The 13,168-nt window shown below is 63.9% G+C and carries 13 protein-coding genes; 7 read left to right on the top strand and 6 right to left on the bottom strand.

Features of this window, described 5'->3' with window-relative positions:
• Window positions 1–6 precede the first annotated feature (6 nt).
• Window positions 7–1,689, top strand: coding sequence for an ABC transporter ATP-binding protein (locus AC06FB_RS00825; protein WP_197600000.1), 1,683 nt, complete (start codon window positions 7–9; stop codon window positions 1,687–1,689).
• A gap of 116 nt (window positions 1,690–1,805) precedes the next feature.
• Entirely contained in the window at window positions 1,806–2,624 is an 819-nt protein-coding gene (locus AC06FB_RS00820; RefSeq protein WP_197599999.1) for a S1 family peptidase, read from the top strand.
• A 12-nt stretch (window positions 2,625–2,636) separates the two neighbouring features.
• Here the strand turns inward: AC06FB_RS00820 and AC06FB_RS00815 are convergent, their stop codons facing one another.
• The 3 genes from AC06FB_RS00815 to AC06FB_RS00805 form a co-directional block, all read right to left on the bottom strand.
• Window positions 2,637–2,915: a hypothetical protein gene (locus AC06FB_RS00815; protein WP_053515798.1), complete on the bottom strand. Its 279-nt coding sequence runs from the start codon at window positions 2,913–2,915 to the stop codon at window positions 2,637–2,639.
• Between the two features lie 187 nt (window positions 2,916–3,102).
• Window positions 3,103–3,459, bottom strand: coding sequence for a hypothetical protein (locus tag AC06FB_RS00810; protein WP_111186949.1), 357 nt, complete (start codon window positions 3,457–3,459; stop codon window positions 3,103–3,105).
• Between the two features lie 469 nt (window positions 3,460–3,928).
• Window positions 3,929–4,924, bottom strand: a complete 996-nt coding sequence (locus AC06FB_RS00805) for a LysR substrate-binding domain-containing protein (protein ID WP_461289392.1) — start codon at window positions 4,922–4,924, stop codon at window positions 3,929–3,931.
• On the opposite strand from AC06FB_RS00805, the gene AC06FB_RS00800 reads away from it, so the two are divergent.
• The 5 genes from AC06FB_RS00800 (at window position 4,923) to AC06FB_RS00780 (ending at window position 9,671) form a co-directional block, all read left to right on the top strand.
• On the top strand, window positions 4,923–5,951 hold the full coding sequence (locus AC06FB_RS00800; protein ID WP_197599998.1) for a glutathione S-transferase family protein: 1,029 nt from the start codon (window positions 4,923–4,925) through the stop codon (window positions 5,949–5,951). The genes AC06FB_RS00805 and AC06FB_RS00800 overlap by 2 nt on opposite strands.
• Window positions 5,948–6,574, top strand: coding sequence for a LysE family translocator (locus tag AC06FB_RS00795; RefSeq protein ID WP_478053258.1), 627 nt, complete (start codon window positions 5,948–5,950; stop codon window positions 6,572–6,574). Before AC06FB_RS00800 ends, AC06FB_RS00795 begins: the two co-directional genes overlap by 4 nt.
• A gap of 119 nt (window positions 6,575–6,693) precedes the next feature.
• Window positions 6,694–7,332 (top strand): acrylate utilization transcriptional regulator AcuR, encoded by a 639-nt coding sequence (acuR, locus tag AC06FB_RS00790; RefSeq protein WP_053515927.1) that lies wholly within the window; start codon window positions 6,694–6,696, stop codon window positions 7,330–7,332.
• Window positions 7,333–7,410: 78 nt separating this feature from the next.
• Window positions 7,411–8,397 (top strand): acrylyl-CoA reductase (NADPH), encoded by a 987-nt coding sequence (gene acuI, locus AC06FB_RS00785; protein WP_065175658.1) that lies wholly within the window; start codon window positions 7,411–7,413, stop codon window positions 8,395–8,397.
• 176 nt (window positions 8,398–8,573) lie between these two features.
• A complete protein-coding gene (locus AC06FB_RS00780) occupies window positions 8,574–9,671 on the top strand; it encodes a hypothetical protein (RefSeq protein ID WP_478053257.1) in 1,098 nt (365 codons plus the stop codon).
• Window positions 9,672–9,770: 99 nt separating this feature from the next.
• On the opposite strand, the gene AC06FB_RS00775 is transcribed toward AC06FB_RS00780, so the two are convergent.
• The 3 genes from AC06FB_RS00775 to AC06FB_RS00765 form a co-directional block, all read right to left on the bottom strand.
• A complete protein-coding gene (locus AC06FB_RS00775) occupies window positions 9,771–10,169 on the bottom strand; it encodes a hypothetical protein (protein ID WP_111186954.1) in 399 nt (132 codons plus the stop codon).
• Window positions 10,150–10,545 carry a hypothetical protein gene (locus AC06FB_RS00770; RefSeq protein ID WP_478053256.1) on the bottom strand — a complete coding sequence of 132 codons (396 nt, stop codon included), beginning with the start codon at window positions 10,543–10,545 and terminating at the stop codon, window positions 10,150–10,152. Before AC06FB_RS00770 ends, AC06FB_RS00775 begins: the two co-directional genes overlap by 20 nt.
• Before the next feature lie 114 nt (window positions 10,546–10,659).
• Entirely contained in the window at window positions 10,660–12,966 is a 2,307-nt protein-coding gene (locus tag AC06FB_RS00765; protein ID WP_478053255.1) for a TonB-dependent siderophore receptor, read from the bottom strand.
• Window positions 12,967–13,168: the final 202 nt, after the last annotated feature.

The following is a 13,168-nucleotide window of genomic DNA, read 5'->3' as shown; positions in this document are numbered from 1 at the left end:
AGAGTGATGAAGCCGTTCGCTGTGCCCGCGCCTGTCAGCGAAATACTGACGGCCTACTGGAAAGCCGATCGCACGCTGCTGGTGCTCATCGCCGGCACCGTGCTGCTCTCCGGCCTGGCCACCGTTGCGGCGCCCTATCTGTTCTCGCGGTTGATCGACCGCCTCCCCGGGCAGGGCGCAGCCGTCCTGGCCGGGTGGTTAGTTCTCTACGCCGTGCTGCTCGGGGTGGGCAGCGTGCTGCAGAACACGGTGCAGTATCTGTCATTCCTCAGCGGCGAGAATCTGGGCTTCATCACCAGTACCCGCTACTTCGCGCGCCTGCTGAAGAAGACCAGCAGCTTCTTCGTGGAATACAACGCAGCGGAACTGCAGGTGGCCGGCGAAAAGGGGCGGGGGGCGCTCAAGATCGTCGTGCAGCTGGGCCTGGTGGCCTTCATTCCCAGTGCCCTGCAGATCGTGTTGACCCTGGTCACCCTGGGCGCGCTGATCAACATGCAGATCGTGGCCATCGTGCTGGGCTACGGCACGGTGGCCGTAGCGCTATCTGCTCGCGCTACCCGACGTGCACGCATCCACCGCGAAGCGGCCGTCGAGGCTGGTCAGCAGAACGCCCGCTTCGTCGGCAATGCCATGAATGCCATGGAAACGCTCAGGCAGTTCGGCGGCAGCGGCTGGATGGTGCAGCGCTTCGAGCAGAAGGCGCAGAGCGTGCGTGACAGCTGGCGTGCCTACGTGCTGCAGCGCGTAGGCTTCATCGCCCTGCTGGGCATCGGCCTGGCCGTCGAGTTCATCGTCACCTTCACCCTGCTGCTGCCGCGCTACCAGAGCGGACAGCTGAGCGTGGGCGACATCGTCCTGTTCAATCTGCTGCTGCTCCAGCTCAATCTGCCGCTGGAGATGATCGCGCGCTCCATCGATGACGTCGGCCGTTCGTGGAGCATGCTGGCGCCGCTCTCTGCCCTGTGGGCCGCGCCCGAGGAACCGCAGGTGGCCCATGCCGAACGGTTCTCCGCCCGCAGCGGCCTGCTCCAGTTCGACGCAGTGAGCCATCGCTATGACAATGGTCGCGGCGTCACCGATGCGACCTTCGACGCCGGACGCGGCGGCATCACCTTCCTGATGGGAGAGACCGGTACCGGCAAGTCGACACTGTTCAAGCTGGCGCTGAAATCCATCGAGCCCCAGCACGGCCGGATACGGGTGGACGGTACCGACCTGGCACGGATCGATCGCGCGACGTGGCACGCGGCCGTCGCCGTCGTGCCGCAGGACGTGATGCTGCTCAACGAAAGCCTGGCCGACAACATCCTGCTGGGGCGCCCGCGCGATGACGAGCGGCTGCGGCACGCCGCACGCAAGGCTGCCATCCTTACCTTGATCGAGGCACTGCCCGAACGCTTCGAGACCACGGTCGGGGAGCGTGGCCTGAAGCTCTCCGGCGGTGAGCGGCAGCGCATCGCCATCGCACGCGCACTGTATGGCGAGCCCGCGATCCTGTTGCTGGACGAAGCGAGCTCGGCCCTGGATGAGGCCACCGAACGCGAGATCATGGGTCATATCCGGGCGCTGGCCAGCGAGGTGACCGTGCTGGCCATCACCCATCGGCGCAGTGTCGTCACCGACGCCGATCGGGTGGTGGAGCTGGGCGGGGCGCAGATCGAATCCCTTGGCAGGCCAGCGCAGCCCTGATTCCGCGCCCGCTTTGCCGGCCTTCGTCGGCCGGCGCGGGCTCTGGTCGCATGCCGCTCACCAGGCAGGTGCATTTCGGCTAGCGTGGGCACTTGAACACGGGGATGCAGAAATACATGAAACGTTGGCTCTTCCTGATGCTTGTAACGGTCCCGTTTGCTGCCGGGGCCATCGTCATCCGTGACGACGTGGACGATGCCCGTTACCGCATCGATGGATCTGCCTTCCCGGCCCTGGCCGACCTGCCGGGAGAGGGGCACGGCGTACTGATCGCTCCGCGCTGGGTGGTCACCGCCGCGCACGCGGCACCGATGGACGGCATGGGTGGCGAAGTCACCGTCGGTGGGCGCAACTACGCCGTCGCGCGTGTGTATCTGCACCCCGGCTTCAGGCCGATGCCGGCCGCGCTGGGCGAAGAGGCCCTGGCAACAGGCAGTGCAGGGAAGATCCACGCGTTCCTGGCGGCATCGGATGACATCGCGCTGATCCGGCTGGCAACGCCCGTTGCCGATGTCGAGCCCGTCGCCCTCTATCGGGGCGCGGGCGAGGTTGCGCAGGTGGCCACCTTGATAGGGAAGGGCGCCACCGGGAATGGCGCCGAGGGGTTGATCCCCGGAGGGTCGCATCGCACCGCTCTGCGGCGTGCGTTCAACGCCATCACCGGCGGCAACGACCGCTATCTCTGGTACCGCTTCGATCCGCCGCCGCGTGGCCTGCCGCTTGAAGGCGTGCTCGGCAACGGCGACAGCGGTGGCCCGCTGGTCATCAATGTGCAGGACCACTGGCAGCTGGTCGGCCTAGGCTCCTGGATCACCGCCGTTCCCGAGCACGCCCTTGAGGCCGGCTTCTATGGCCAGGTGGTGTTCAACGTGCGCATCTCACGCTACGCCGGCTGGATCGACCGCGTCATGTCCGGGGACGACGCCGGTCGATAGCGGTCGCCGGGTTCAACCCGGCAGCTCGCACTTCATCTTTCCGTCCACGTAGTACGGCTTGGGCACGTTGGGGTTGTCGCTGGTCTTCTCGAAGACCACCTCGAACGAGTCGGTATCCGGCGAGCCCTTGCGATCGGTGCAGGCGTCCTGCAGCTTCTTCTTGACCGCAGCAATGCCGGCATCGCGGTTGGCGCCTTCGGCGCTGTTGGTCAGGTTCACGGTTTCGGCCGAGGCCAGCGGACTCAGGGCCAGCAGGCAGCCGGTAATCAGCACGGTGTGGAGCTTGGTCATGGACTCGCCTCGTGAAGGTTCAGGGGCTTCGAGGATAGTGCGCGGCTGTTAACGGTGCGTGGTTGGGTGTGATGGGTCACGTTAGTAAGTGCCGCCCGCCGGTCAGGGCGGGCCCACATCTACGGACGCTGCGGTCAACGGGAGTGGCTGTGTGTCCCGCGAGCGCCAGCGCCCGCGGGACGAGGCATCAGCCTTCCGGCAACAGGCGTTCACTGGCGTGTGCGGTCAGCCCAAGGCCGGCCATGACCAGCCCTTCCAGCACACGGTCGCCGACGTACTGGTCAGGCTCTCCATTCTTGCGGGCGCGCTCTGCGGCAAGCAGAATTTCCATCACCACGCGCAGGCCATTGAGAGAACAGTCGGCGTCGGACAGTGCCATGCGTCGCCCTGGCGGAAGATGGCCTTCCGGCCAGGGCCGGCCGTTGGACGCGGCACCTGCGCCGATGCTGTGCAGCAGTGAAACAAAGGCGTTGGGATCCGGTGTGGGCTCGTTGGCGGGATGCAGGCGGATCGGGTGCGGAGAAGGGGGGTAGGCGTTGGTCATGGCAGGGCTCCGAACAGATAAACGGAAGCCGCCACCGATGAAGGTGGCGGACGGTGCGAGGTTCGAAACCCGGTCTACGCTAAACCGGCAGGCACAAGGCCTCCGCGCACCGCCCGCCATAGCCGGCCGACGGATTGCCAGCCGGCACCACCTAATGGGTGATGCCGGCTGGCAAGCCTGTACTTCAGCGTAGAACCGGGGTTTCGAAGCCCGGCCAGCCGTTTTCGGTGGCGCGCCAAGAATTACTCCCGGTCATGCGGGAAGCCAAGGGCTTGGGGCTGATGCCGACAACGCCCTCGACGCTTTCGGCATTGTTGCATAGCTGGCCGGGGCAGGGAGGCGCCCATCGTGCAAGGGTTTGGCCTGATTTCAGGCGTGGGCTGTCGTGGTGGTGATGGCTCGAGTCCCGGAGCCTGGAATTCAGGGCAATCACGACACGCGGCAGAAGGGATCTGAAGGTGCTGGGCACTCAGATCACCGTATCGCTAAACGCCGCCTGTTCTTTCAGCCATGCGATCACCGTCGATGCGCCGCTGCGCACATCGCGGTGCAGTGGAAGCGCAATCCAGTAGGCCGGGCCGAGCACTACAGCGGCATCTTTGAATGGCCTTACCAGCGCGCCCGAGGCGATGTCATCGAATGCAAAGCGATGGCGCGCCAGCGCGACGCCCTGGCCCTGCACAGCAGCCCGAAGCACGAGGTCTGACGATGAGAAGCGCGGGCCGGCAGTCACATCCATCGAGGCCGGACCGTACAGCTGCCGCCATGCCTCCCACGATGCATGTGGATCACGATCATGCACCAGCCGCGTCCCGAGCAGGTCGGCCGGCTGCGCCGGTTGGCCGGAAGCTTCGAACAGCGCCGGGCTCATGACCGGATACAGGACTTCGTCCATCAGCGGCTCGCACCTGGCATCGGGCCAGGGCCCACGGCCCATGCGTATGGCCAGGTCGATGTCGCCGGTCTGCAGGTTGTCGATCTTCTGGTCTACAACCACCGACACCTCAAGATGAGGATGCGCCTGCTCGAGTCGCGGAAGGCGCGGAAGCAGCCAGCGTGCCGCAAATGAAGGTGTGGTCGATACGGTCACCGATCGCCCGGAGCGTGCTTCCTGCACTGCGGTGATTGCGCGCTCGATATCGCGGAAGCTCGACAGCGTGGCTCGGCCCAATGCCTCGCCTTGCGGTGTAAATGTGATTCCTCGCCGGCCTGCAGCGTCGCCGACCAGCCGTACACCCAGCCAGAGCTCCAGCTCCGCGAGATGGCGGCTCACCGACGAGTGGACGATGCCGAGCTCGCGCGCGGCCGAGCGAATCCCGCCGTGGGCATACACGGTGGCGAACGCCCGAAGTCCGTTGAGGGGCATCTTCATGGTGGACTCAATAATAGACCAGAAGCGGCGTTCCTTGGACCAGCTTGCCATCGCACGATGTTGCATCGAGTCCAGATCGGAGAGGATGAACATGGGAATGCTGGTCGATGGCCGCTGGGTCGATGCCGATTCGACAATGATCGATGGTCGCTTTGTGAGACCGGAAAGCATGTTCCGGCAGGGTCTGGATGGCATTGCGGGCCGACTGCGTGCACAACCGGGTCGCTACTGGCTCATTGCGTCGTCCAGTTGTCCGTGGTCGCATCGCACCCTGCTGCTGCGTGCCCTCAAGCGCCTGGAGCATGCAGTGCCGGTGCAGATCGCGGGTGGTGAGCGAATGCAGGGCTACGCGGTGGCCGGCGGTGCCTCCTGGGTCGTCCCGGGATGCGGCTCGCGGGTCCGGCACCTGCACGAGATTTACCGTCTGTCGGCACCCCGTTACACCGGCCGGGCAACAGTGCCGGTGCTGTGGGACAGTCAGGCCTGCAGGATCGTCAGCAATGAGTCGTCGCACATCATGCGCGCGTTCGATGCGGCCGATGCGAACGTCGCGGGGGCGTTCACGCTCGTCCCGCCCGCCTTCCGCGGCCGGATCGATGCCCTCAACGCCGCGCTTCAGGCCGGGCTGTTCAATGCCGTCTATCGCGCCGGTTTCGCGCAACGGCAGGACGCCTACGAAGAAGCTGTCGAGAGTGTGTTCGCCATGCTGGATCAGTTGGAGCGGCGTCTTGCGAATGCACGCTATCTGTTTGGCCTGATCATCACCGAGACGGACTGGCGCCTGTTCCCGACTTTGGTCCGGTTCGACGCCGTCTATCACGGTCACTTCAAATGTTCACGTCGGCGACTGATCGACTACCCGCACTTGTGGGCCTACGCGCGAGACCTGTACTCCTGGCGCGGCGTCGCGGCTACGGTCGATCTCGACGTGATTCGCAACGGGTATTACTGGCACGATCGAAGCGTCAACCCGTTCGGCATCATTGCCGCCGCACCCGATGCGGACTGGTCGGCTGCGCACGGTCGCGAGCGCTTCGGACCGGCGCGGGTGACGCTTGCCTCCGGGCAAGCGATTGAGGTCGATCCCATGACGCTTCAGCGCGGAGAGGTGGTGCGATGAGCGCCCTCCTGATCGGCGCAGGTGTCATCGCCGTTGCCACCATCACGCCAGGTCCCAACAACCTGCTGGTCATGCGCATCGCCGCGCGAACCGGATTCGTGAGCGCGCTGCCAGCGATCGCCGCCATCGTTGCCGGAGGATTGGGCATGTGGGCGCTCGTGGCGGCCGGAGCAAGCACCGCATTCCAAACCGTGCCGCACCTGTACGCCCTGATGACCCTTGCTGGCGGGGCGTACCTGTGCTTGATGGGCGCCCGCCTGGTCCTGGAAACACTCCGGCCACCTGAGAAGCACGTGCCCACGCCGACCAGTGTCCGGCACGGCAGCGTGGTGGCGCTGTTCTGCTTTCAGTTCGTCAATCCTAAAAGCTGGGTGCTGGTGCTGACGGTGACTGCCGTCGTCGGCAATGGCGCCGAGCCCCTGCGGACCTCCCTTGTGCTGGCGGCAGCGTTTACGGTGATCTCCGCACTTTGTCTCGCACTCTGGTGCGCGATGGGCGTTTCAATGATGCGCCATCTGGACACAACCGCGGCACGCAACTGGATTGACAGGGTGATGGGCGCGCTGCTGTTCGCATCAGCACTGTTGCTCGTGCTCGCTCCGGCCGACATGCCGAGCGCATGATCCCAATCATGATCGGCGGGGTGCTGGTTCCAGCTCTGAGAATGGCGAAGCCTGGCAACTCTGGAGGGGTCAGACCTGCCCGTTTGAATTTAGAAAACGGTCGGTCTAAAATGTGCGGCATGACTCCTGCTGTCACTACGACTACGCGCCGCCGGGGGCGCCCGCCGAGGGCGGATCGCGGCTTTGATGACACCCGGCGCGAGCTGGTGCGCACTGGGATCGCGTTGTTGACGGAGCGAAGCTTCTCTGCAACGGGCATCGACGCAATCGTCAGGCAGCTGGGTGTCCCCAAGGGGTCGTTCTACCACTACTTCGACAGCAAAGAGGCCTACGGCTTGGCTGTGCTCGAGGCCTACGACGAGTATTTCTGCCGCAAGCTCGACCGGCATCTGCTGGACGAAGAACGCGATCCGCTTGAGCGGATCCTGGGATTCGTCGCCGACGCCTGCAGTGGCCTGGAACGATTCGACTTCCGGCGAGGCTGCCTGGTCGGCAACCTAGGCCAGGAGATCTCGACATTGCCGCAGGCCTACCGTGCCCGATTGATCGAGGTGTTCAACGGATGGGAATCCCGGCTGGCCGCGTGCCTTGAACTGGCCCGGGGGCGCGCTGAGCTCTCGTCCGATGCGCGCTGCTCCGAGATCGCCACCGCCTTCTGGATCGGATGGGAGGGAGCTGTCCAACGAGCACGGCTTGAGCGCAGCGCTGCGCCGCTCACGATCTTCGCCAATGCGTTCCTGGCGGGCTTGCCCCGCTGAGTCCATGTTCCTTTGCCGGCTTGTAGCCGATCAGTCTAAATCACGCAGCAACCTTGCCGCTGCCCCAGGAGGAAGGCCATGTTCAACGCCGTATACATAGACAAGACGGGAAACGAATTGCAGGTCGACGTCAGGCAGGTGCCTGAATCGGCCCTGCCGGAGGGCGACGTCACCGTCCAGGTTTCGCACAGCACACTGAACTACAAGGACGCGATGGCAATCACCGGCCAGGGCGGTGCGGTGGTGCGGTCCTTTCCGATGGTGCCCGGCATCGACCTGGCCGGCACTGTGCTCGAGTCGGCGGACCGGCGCTATCAACCGGGCGACCAGGTGGTTCTCAATGGCTGGGGCGTGGGTGAGCGGCACTGGGGAGGGCTTTCGCAGCTGGCACGCGTCAACGCCGACTGGCTGATCCCGCTTCCAAAGGGCATGCAACCCGAGCAGGCCATGGCTATCGGAACGGCCGGCTATACCGCCATGCTGAGTCTGATCGCGCTGGAGCGCCATGGCCTTTCTCCGGATGCCGGTGAAGTGCTGGTTACCGGAGCGAGCGGAGGCGTAGGCAGCTTCGCTGTGACATTGCTGGCCGATCGTGGCTACAACGTCGTGGCGTCCACCGGACGGCTGGACGAGACCGACTACCTGAAGTCCCTGGGTGCCAGCGAGGTTATTGATCGCAATGTGCTGTCCCAGCCAGGCAAGCCACTTCAGCGGGAGCGGTGGAGTGCCGCCATTGACTCGGTGGGCAGCCACACACTTGCAAATGTGTGTGCCGCCATCAAGGAAGATGGCGCCGTGGCCGCGTGCGGGCTGGCTCAGGGCATGGACTTTCCTGCCACGGTGGCGCCCTTCATCCTGCGCGGCGTGAGCCTGCTGGGAATCAACAGCGTCACGCGGCCCACCGCAGAGCGGCTCGTGGCGTGGGAACGGCTTGCCAAGGACCTGGATATGGCCAAGCTCGACGCCATCTCCCAGCATATCGGCCTGGGAGAGGTTGTAGCCACTGCCGAAGCCCTGATGGCAGGACGCATCCGCGGACGCGTCGTGGTCAACGTCAATCGTTGACGTGAGGATCGTTGCCGCTGCCTGATGATGGCGTGGCGCCGCTGGCCGGGGGCTCTGTCATTTCCTGAAGGCGCGGGCCTGCACCGCGCCGACCATCGACCAACGCCTTCTTCACTGCCCGCGACATTACACTTGCGCGCTTTCACATGCGGAACAGGGAGGCAAGTAGCCCCATCGTGAGAGCCATTTCCTCTATTGCCGCTGCCGTGCTCGTCAGCGCTTCGCTGACAGCGGAGGCATCGGAACGCGATCGAAACGGCGGCGCTTACTTCGAGCCGGGCGGCGCGGTAAGGTTCAACTACGGCTGGCTCGACTACGGCGCGACCAGCCGCCTCCAGCTTGAACTGCTGCGTGCAGACCTCGACGCTGGGACCGGGCCGTTTTCCTTCTCTGCCCAGTACCGCTGGTACGATGGTTTCGACGCTGTGCATCACGCCTACGCGGGCTGGCAGTTCTCCGATGCTACCCAGCTGAAGGCAGGTATCCAGCAAGTCCCGTTCGGGCTGCTTCCCACCGCTTCGCAGAGCTTCTGGTTCGGCTCCGGCTACTACCTGGGCATCGAGGATGACTACGATCCCGGCCTTGTAGTGATTCACCGCAGCGGCAGCACAACCTGGCATCTGGGCTGGTTCTCCGGAGACGAATACGGATCGGGCGCTCGCTACGATCGCTACTCCTTCGATGTCGCGCAGACCGAGGCGTTGCCGTATCGCGAGCGGCAACGGCTGCATGCACGCGTGGAGAGTGCGCGCGACTGGGCTGGCGGGGACCTGTTGCTGGGCGCATCCGCGTTCGCCGGCAAAGTGCAGAACACACAGACACGACGCCATTACGGTCACCAGGGTGCAGCTCTGCATGCACAGTGGACGCGCGATGGCTGGACCGCCCAGTTGCAGTGGGCGCGCTACCGGTATGACGTACCCGGAGATCGCATCGCGATGTCGGCGTTCCAATCCCCCTTCCAGGTTGCAGCGCAGGCGGATGTGCCAAGCGCCAACATCGCCTATTCGTTCGGCCAGAAGGGCTGGCTGGATGACATCACCTGCTATAACAACCTCAGCATGACCCGCCCGGTCGGGCACCGCGCGGGCCTACGCAACTCGTGGCAGAACGTGACCGGTTGCAGCCTGCAGAAGGGCGTCATGCTCACCTATGTCGATTGGATCGCCGGACGCAACATGTGGTTTGCCGGCGGCGACGGCATCGGCATCAGCGAGGGAGGCCCTTCGCGCTGGCATTCTCGGTTGAATCTGAACCTCGGTTTCTACTTCTGATCGGCCTCGCGCGCTCAGCAGGCCCTTCAATTGAAGAACTCGTAGGCATGCTGTCAGGAGCGCTGCGGCGCCGCAGGTACAGCGCCCAACGAAGGCGGCTCAGGGCGTCTCGTTTGATTGAGACAGCAGATTCCTCGCCACTTCTATTGCCTTCTCGCGTGAGGTGACAATGTGGAGAGGGTAGCCCCAGAACTTGGAAAAGGGTACCGAGAACGCCTTGTAGGCGACGCGCTTGGCCGGATTGGGCTCGACCAGGACCATCGCCAGAACCAGCCTGCGAAGCTCGGCCTTGTGCTGCTTCATCCACAGCGCCATGCGTTTCTTCTCCGCTGGCGAGTGGTCATGCTCCTCCGATGGCGCCGTATCAGTGAGAAGTACGAAGGGCTCCCCCCGGCGCAGATTTTCCTCGAATGCGTCGAAGTCATCCTGATGTTCGTGTTCGGGGCCTTGCGCGAGGTCCATCCAGACCAGGGGAAAATCACTGCTGTTCATCGACATGGGCGGCTTCCTTGAGTTTGATGTGTCGCCAGGTGGTCGCTGCAGCGAACAGGCCCGGCAGCGTGATGAAGAAGATTGCGGAAAAGGTGACGTGCCAACCGTCCCTGAAACCGTCGAAGACGCCGCCGAGCGTATTCAGCAGCACAAGTGCGCTCCCCAGTATCAGCGCAATCCACCAGGATCTTCGGGTATTTGACAGTGCGAGAAGCACTGTCACTATCCAGCACCCGTAATAGGCGGGAAATGCCCAGAGCGCATCGTTATCAAACGTGATCGCCGGTGCCGCTCCTTTGGCCCTGTCGAAGTCGTTGACGTAGAAGAACAGCTGGAAGGTGACAAAGAGAATGGCGCCAGCGGCAGTTGTCAGCCACAGCAATGCAACTCTGTCTGGAACACTTCCGGGCCGGGGTGGTGGGCGAGGAGGGCTGAGTGGGCATGGCGGATTGTTCTCTGATGAGCCTCTATGGATCTTGTCGGGTACAGTGATGAATCAGTATCTGTAGTCCAGCGTCACCATCACATTGCGCGGCGCGCCATAGCCGACGGTGTCGAAATCTCCCTTCTGAAGCGCGTACTTCCTGTCCAGGACGTTGTTGACGTTGATAGCCACACTGGATTTGTCCGTGATGGAGTAGCGACCCATTACCGAGAGAAGTGCATAGGATCCCTGTTCTCCACCCAGGGAACTGGTTCCTGTGTTGGGCGCGTTGTAGAAGCGGCTTTGCCATTTGAAGCCGCCGCCCAGCGTCAAGCGGTCCCATTGGCCCGGCAACCGATAGGTCGTGAAAAGCTGCGCTGTGGTGCGGGGCAACTGCGTGTTCAAGCGCTCGTGGGCACCGTCCTTCGCAGTGAAGTGCGCGACACCCGCGTAGACGTTCCATCCACGGGACAGCTCTCCCTGAAGATCCAGCTCGATACCGCGAGACCTGGTCCCGTCGGCGCCGCGGTAAGCCTGCGCTCCGCTGGGTGTGTAGGTGCCGGCGACCGATTGCGCGGCGTTGTCCAGATCGGTGTGGAAGAGGGCAATCGATGCAGTCAAGCGCCCGTCAAGAAGCCCTGCCTTCAGCCCGATTTCGCTTGTTCTGCCTTTTGAAGGGGTCAGCACGTTACCGTTGCTGTCCCGATACTCGGTCTGGGGGTTGAACACTCCTGTGTGGCTGGCGTAGACCGAGTACGTCGCGTTGATGTCGTAGATCAGGCCGGCGTACGGGGTGAACTCGCCACTTTTTCTGTAGTGCACCGGTGCTCCACCGGCCGCATCGTCGATTTCATAGGTACTGAGGCGCCCCCAGACGATCAGCTTCAGTGGTCCAGCCAGCGAGAGTCGTGCCGCGCTGTAGACGCCACCTTGCTTGATTCGGGTTCGCGTCGGCGCTGTGGACATCGCATCGAAGTCAGGCCTGCGGAATGAGGGGCTCAACTCATACACGTTCACCGGCCAGATGCCTGCATAGAAGGGGGCGACGTCCTCCTGATATGCGTTGCGCCGCGAGCGGGTGGCGCCGACGACCAGATCGTGCTGTCGGCCAAACAGCTGGAAGGGGCCACCGGCCATGACGTCGAACGTGTTCTGGCGACTGCGCCCCTCGGACGCCAGCGCTACCGGATAGGCCCCGTTGGGGAACACGCCCAGGCCTGTGGCACGATCAGGTCGGCCGATCAGGCCAAGGAGCTCGGCGGCATGCTCGGTCCGATATTGATTCGCGGTGGCCTGGAACTTCCAGCCGTTTCCGAAGAGATGCTCGATTTCGGCGAAGGCCGTCTTGAGGGTGTTGTCCCAATAGCTCCAGTCCTGCGCGTAGTTCCTGGAGCGCGCATACTCCGCTTGCGTACCATCGCTGAACCAAAGTGGCAGGCCTCCCCAGGTCGATCCCTTCGGCGTGATGTCCTGGTATTCGTACCCCAGGCGGAAGGTCGTGTCGGCGGTCAGATCGGCCTCGATGACGCCATATAGCGACTTCCTCTGCGGCTTGTAACCATCAAGGTAGCTATGTCCGTCCTGGTATGTCCCCACCAGTCGCGACCGGATCCGACCGTCCGCGGTCAGCGGTGTGGAGATGTCGCCGACGCTCCGATAGGTCTCCCAACTGCCAGCCCCCAGCGAAGCGCTCGCCGAGAAATCACGTGTCGGTCGTTTGCGCACAAGATTGATCGCGGCTGAAGGGTTGCCGGTACCTGTCAGCAGGCCCGATGCACCTCGCACGACTTCCACGCGGTCGTAGAAGGCTGTATCAAGAGCGCCGATGCCACTTCCATTGACGGTGCTGCCGACCACCGTGGGTATGCCGTTGTACTGGATGTTATTGATCAGGAAGCCACGCGCATAGAAGCTGGTACGCTCACTGTCCGACTGGTACGTAGCGATTCCGGAAGTGCTCTCCAGTGCTGCCTGCACCGAGTCCAGGTGCTGGTCATCCATGCGCTGACGCGTCAGTACAGTCAGTGCCTGCGGCGTCTGCTTGAGCGACAGCGGCATGCGCGTGGCGGCAGAGGACTCCCGCGTCGTATAGGATCCTGTGCCCTCTGTGGCCGCCTTGTCCTTGTGAGCCAGCACTGTAACCGTGGGTAACGCGGTCTCTTCCGGCGCTGTCCTTTCGTCCGCGCGATCCGACGGAACGGATTCGCCTGCAAATACGGTCGGCGCGCCCAGCAGGGCCCATGCAACTGCCACGGCCAGGCCAGCGTATCGGGCGTCCCTCGGGCGCCCGCGCCTGTACTCCAGAGCAGAATTCCCATCCGCACCTGCAAGCACGTTGATCGGGTAATGGGGAGCATCGGCGCTCTGCTGGCCAGTCATAAATAATAGTCATTCGCGTTTGGGCGCCACATTTAACAACGAAATCCAGTGGAACACTGGCGAACCCAGGCCAGACTATTGTTCAGTCAGGCCAGGTCGGCAGGCGGCAGGCGGCAGGCGGCAGGCGGCAGGCGGCAGGCGAGAGTCGGCTACACGAAGGAGCGGGGTCGAACCGGGCCAGAGGTGGAGCAGGCCAGGGGGG

The sequence above is a fragment of the Stenotrophomonas sp. Steno-C15 genome, from assembly GCF_056393265.1.
This window is presented reverse-complemented; position numbering and strand designations above follow the sequence as displayed.

Excerpts from the sequence above, each read along its gene's own strand:
- AC06FB_RS00825 (WP_197600000.1), top strand. The coding sequence starts at position 7 with ATGAAGCCGTTCGCTGTGCCCGCGCCTGTCAGCGAAATACTGACGGCC.
- AC06FB_RS00775 (WP_111186954.1), bottom strand. The coding sequence starts at position 10,169 with ATGTCGATGAACAGCAGTGATTTTCCCCTGGTCTGGATGGACCTCGCG.
- AC06FB_RS00795 (WP_478053258.1), top strand. The coding sequence starts at position 5,948 with ATGAGCGCCCTCCTGATCGGCGCAGGTGTCATCGCCGTTGCCACCATC.
- AC06FB_RS00805 (WP_461289392.1), bottom strand. The coding sequence starts at position 4,924 with ATGTTCATCCTCTCCGATCTGGACTCGATGCAACATCGTGCGATGGCA.
- acuR (WP_053515927.1), top strand. The coding sequence starts at position 6,694 with ATGACTCCTGCTGTCACTACGACTACGCGCCGCCGGGGGCGCCCGCCG.
- AC06FB_RS00800 (WP_197599998.1), top strand. The coding sequence starts at position 4,923 with ATGGGAATGCTGGTCGATGGCCGCTGGGTCGATGCCGATTCGACAATG.
- AC06FB_RS00815 (WP_053515798.1), bottom strand. The coding sequence starts at position 2,915 with ATGACCAAGCTCCACACCGTGCTGATTACCGGCTGCCTGCTGGCCCTG.
- AC06FB_RS00765 (WP_478053255.1), bottom strand. The coding sequence starts at position 12,966 with ATGACTGGCCAGCAGAGCGCCGATGCTCCCCATTACCCGATCAACGTG.
- AC06FB_RS00820 (WP_197599999.1), top strand. The coding sequence starts at position 1,806 with ATGAAACGTTGGCTCTTCCTGATGCTTGTAACGGTCCCGTTTGCTGCC.
- acuI (WP_065175658.1), top strand. The coding sequence starts at position 7,411 with ATGTTCAACGCCGTATACATAGACAAGACGGGAAACGAATTGCAGGTC.
- AC06FB_RS00810 (WP_111186949.1), bottom strand. The coding sequence starts at position 3,459 with ATGACCAACGCCTACCCCCCTTCTCCGCACCCGATCCGCCTGCATCCC.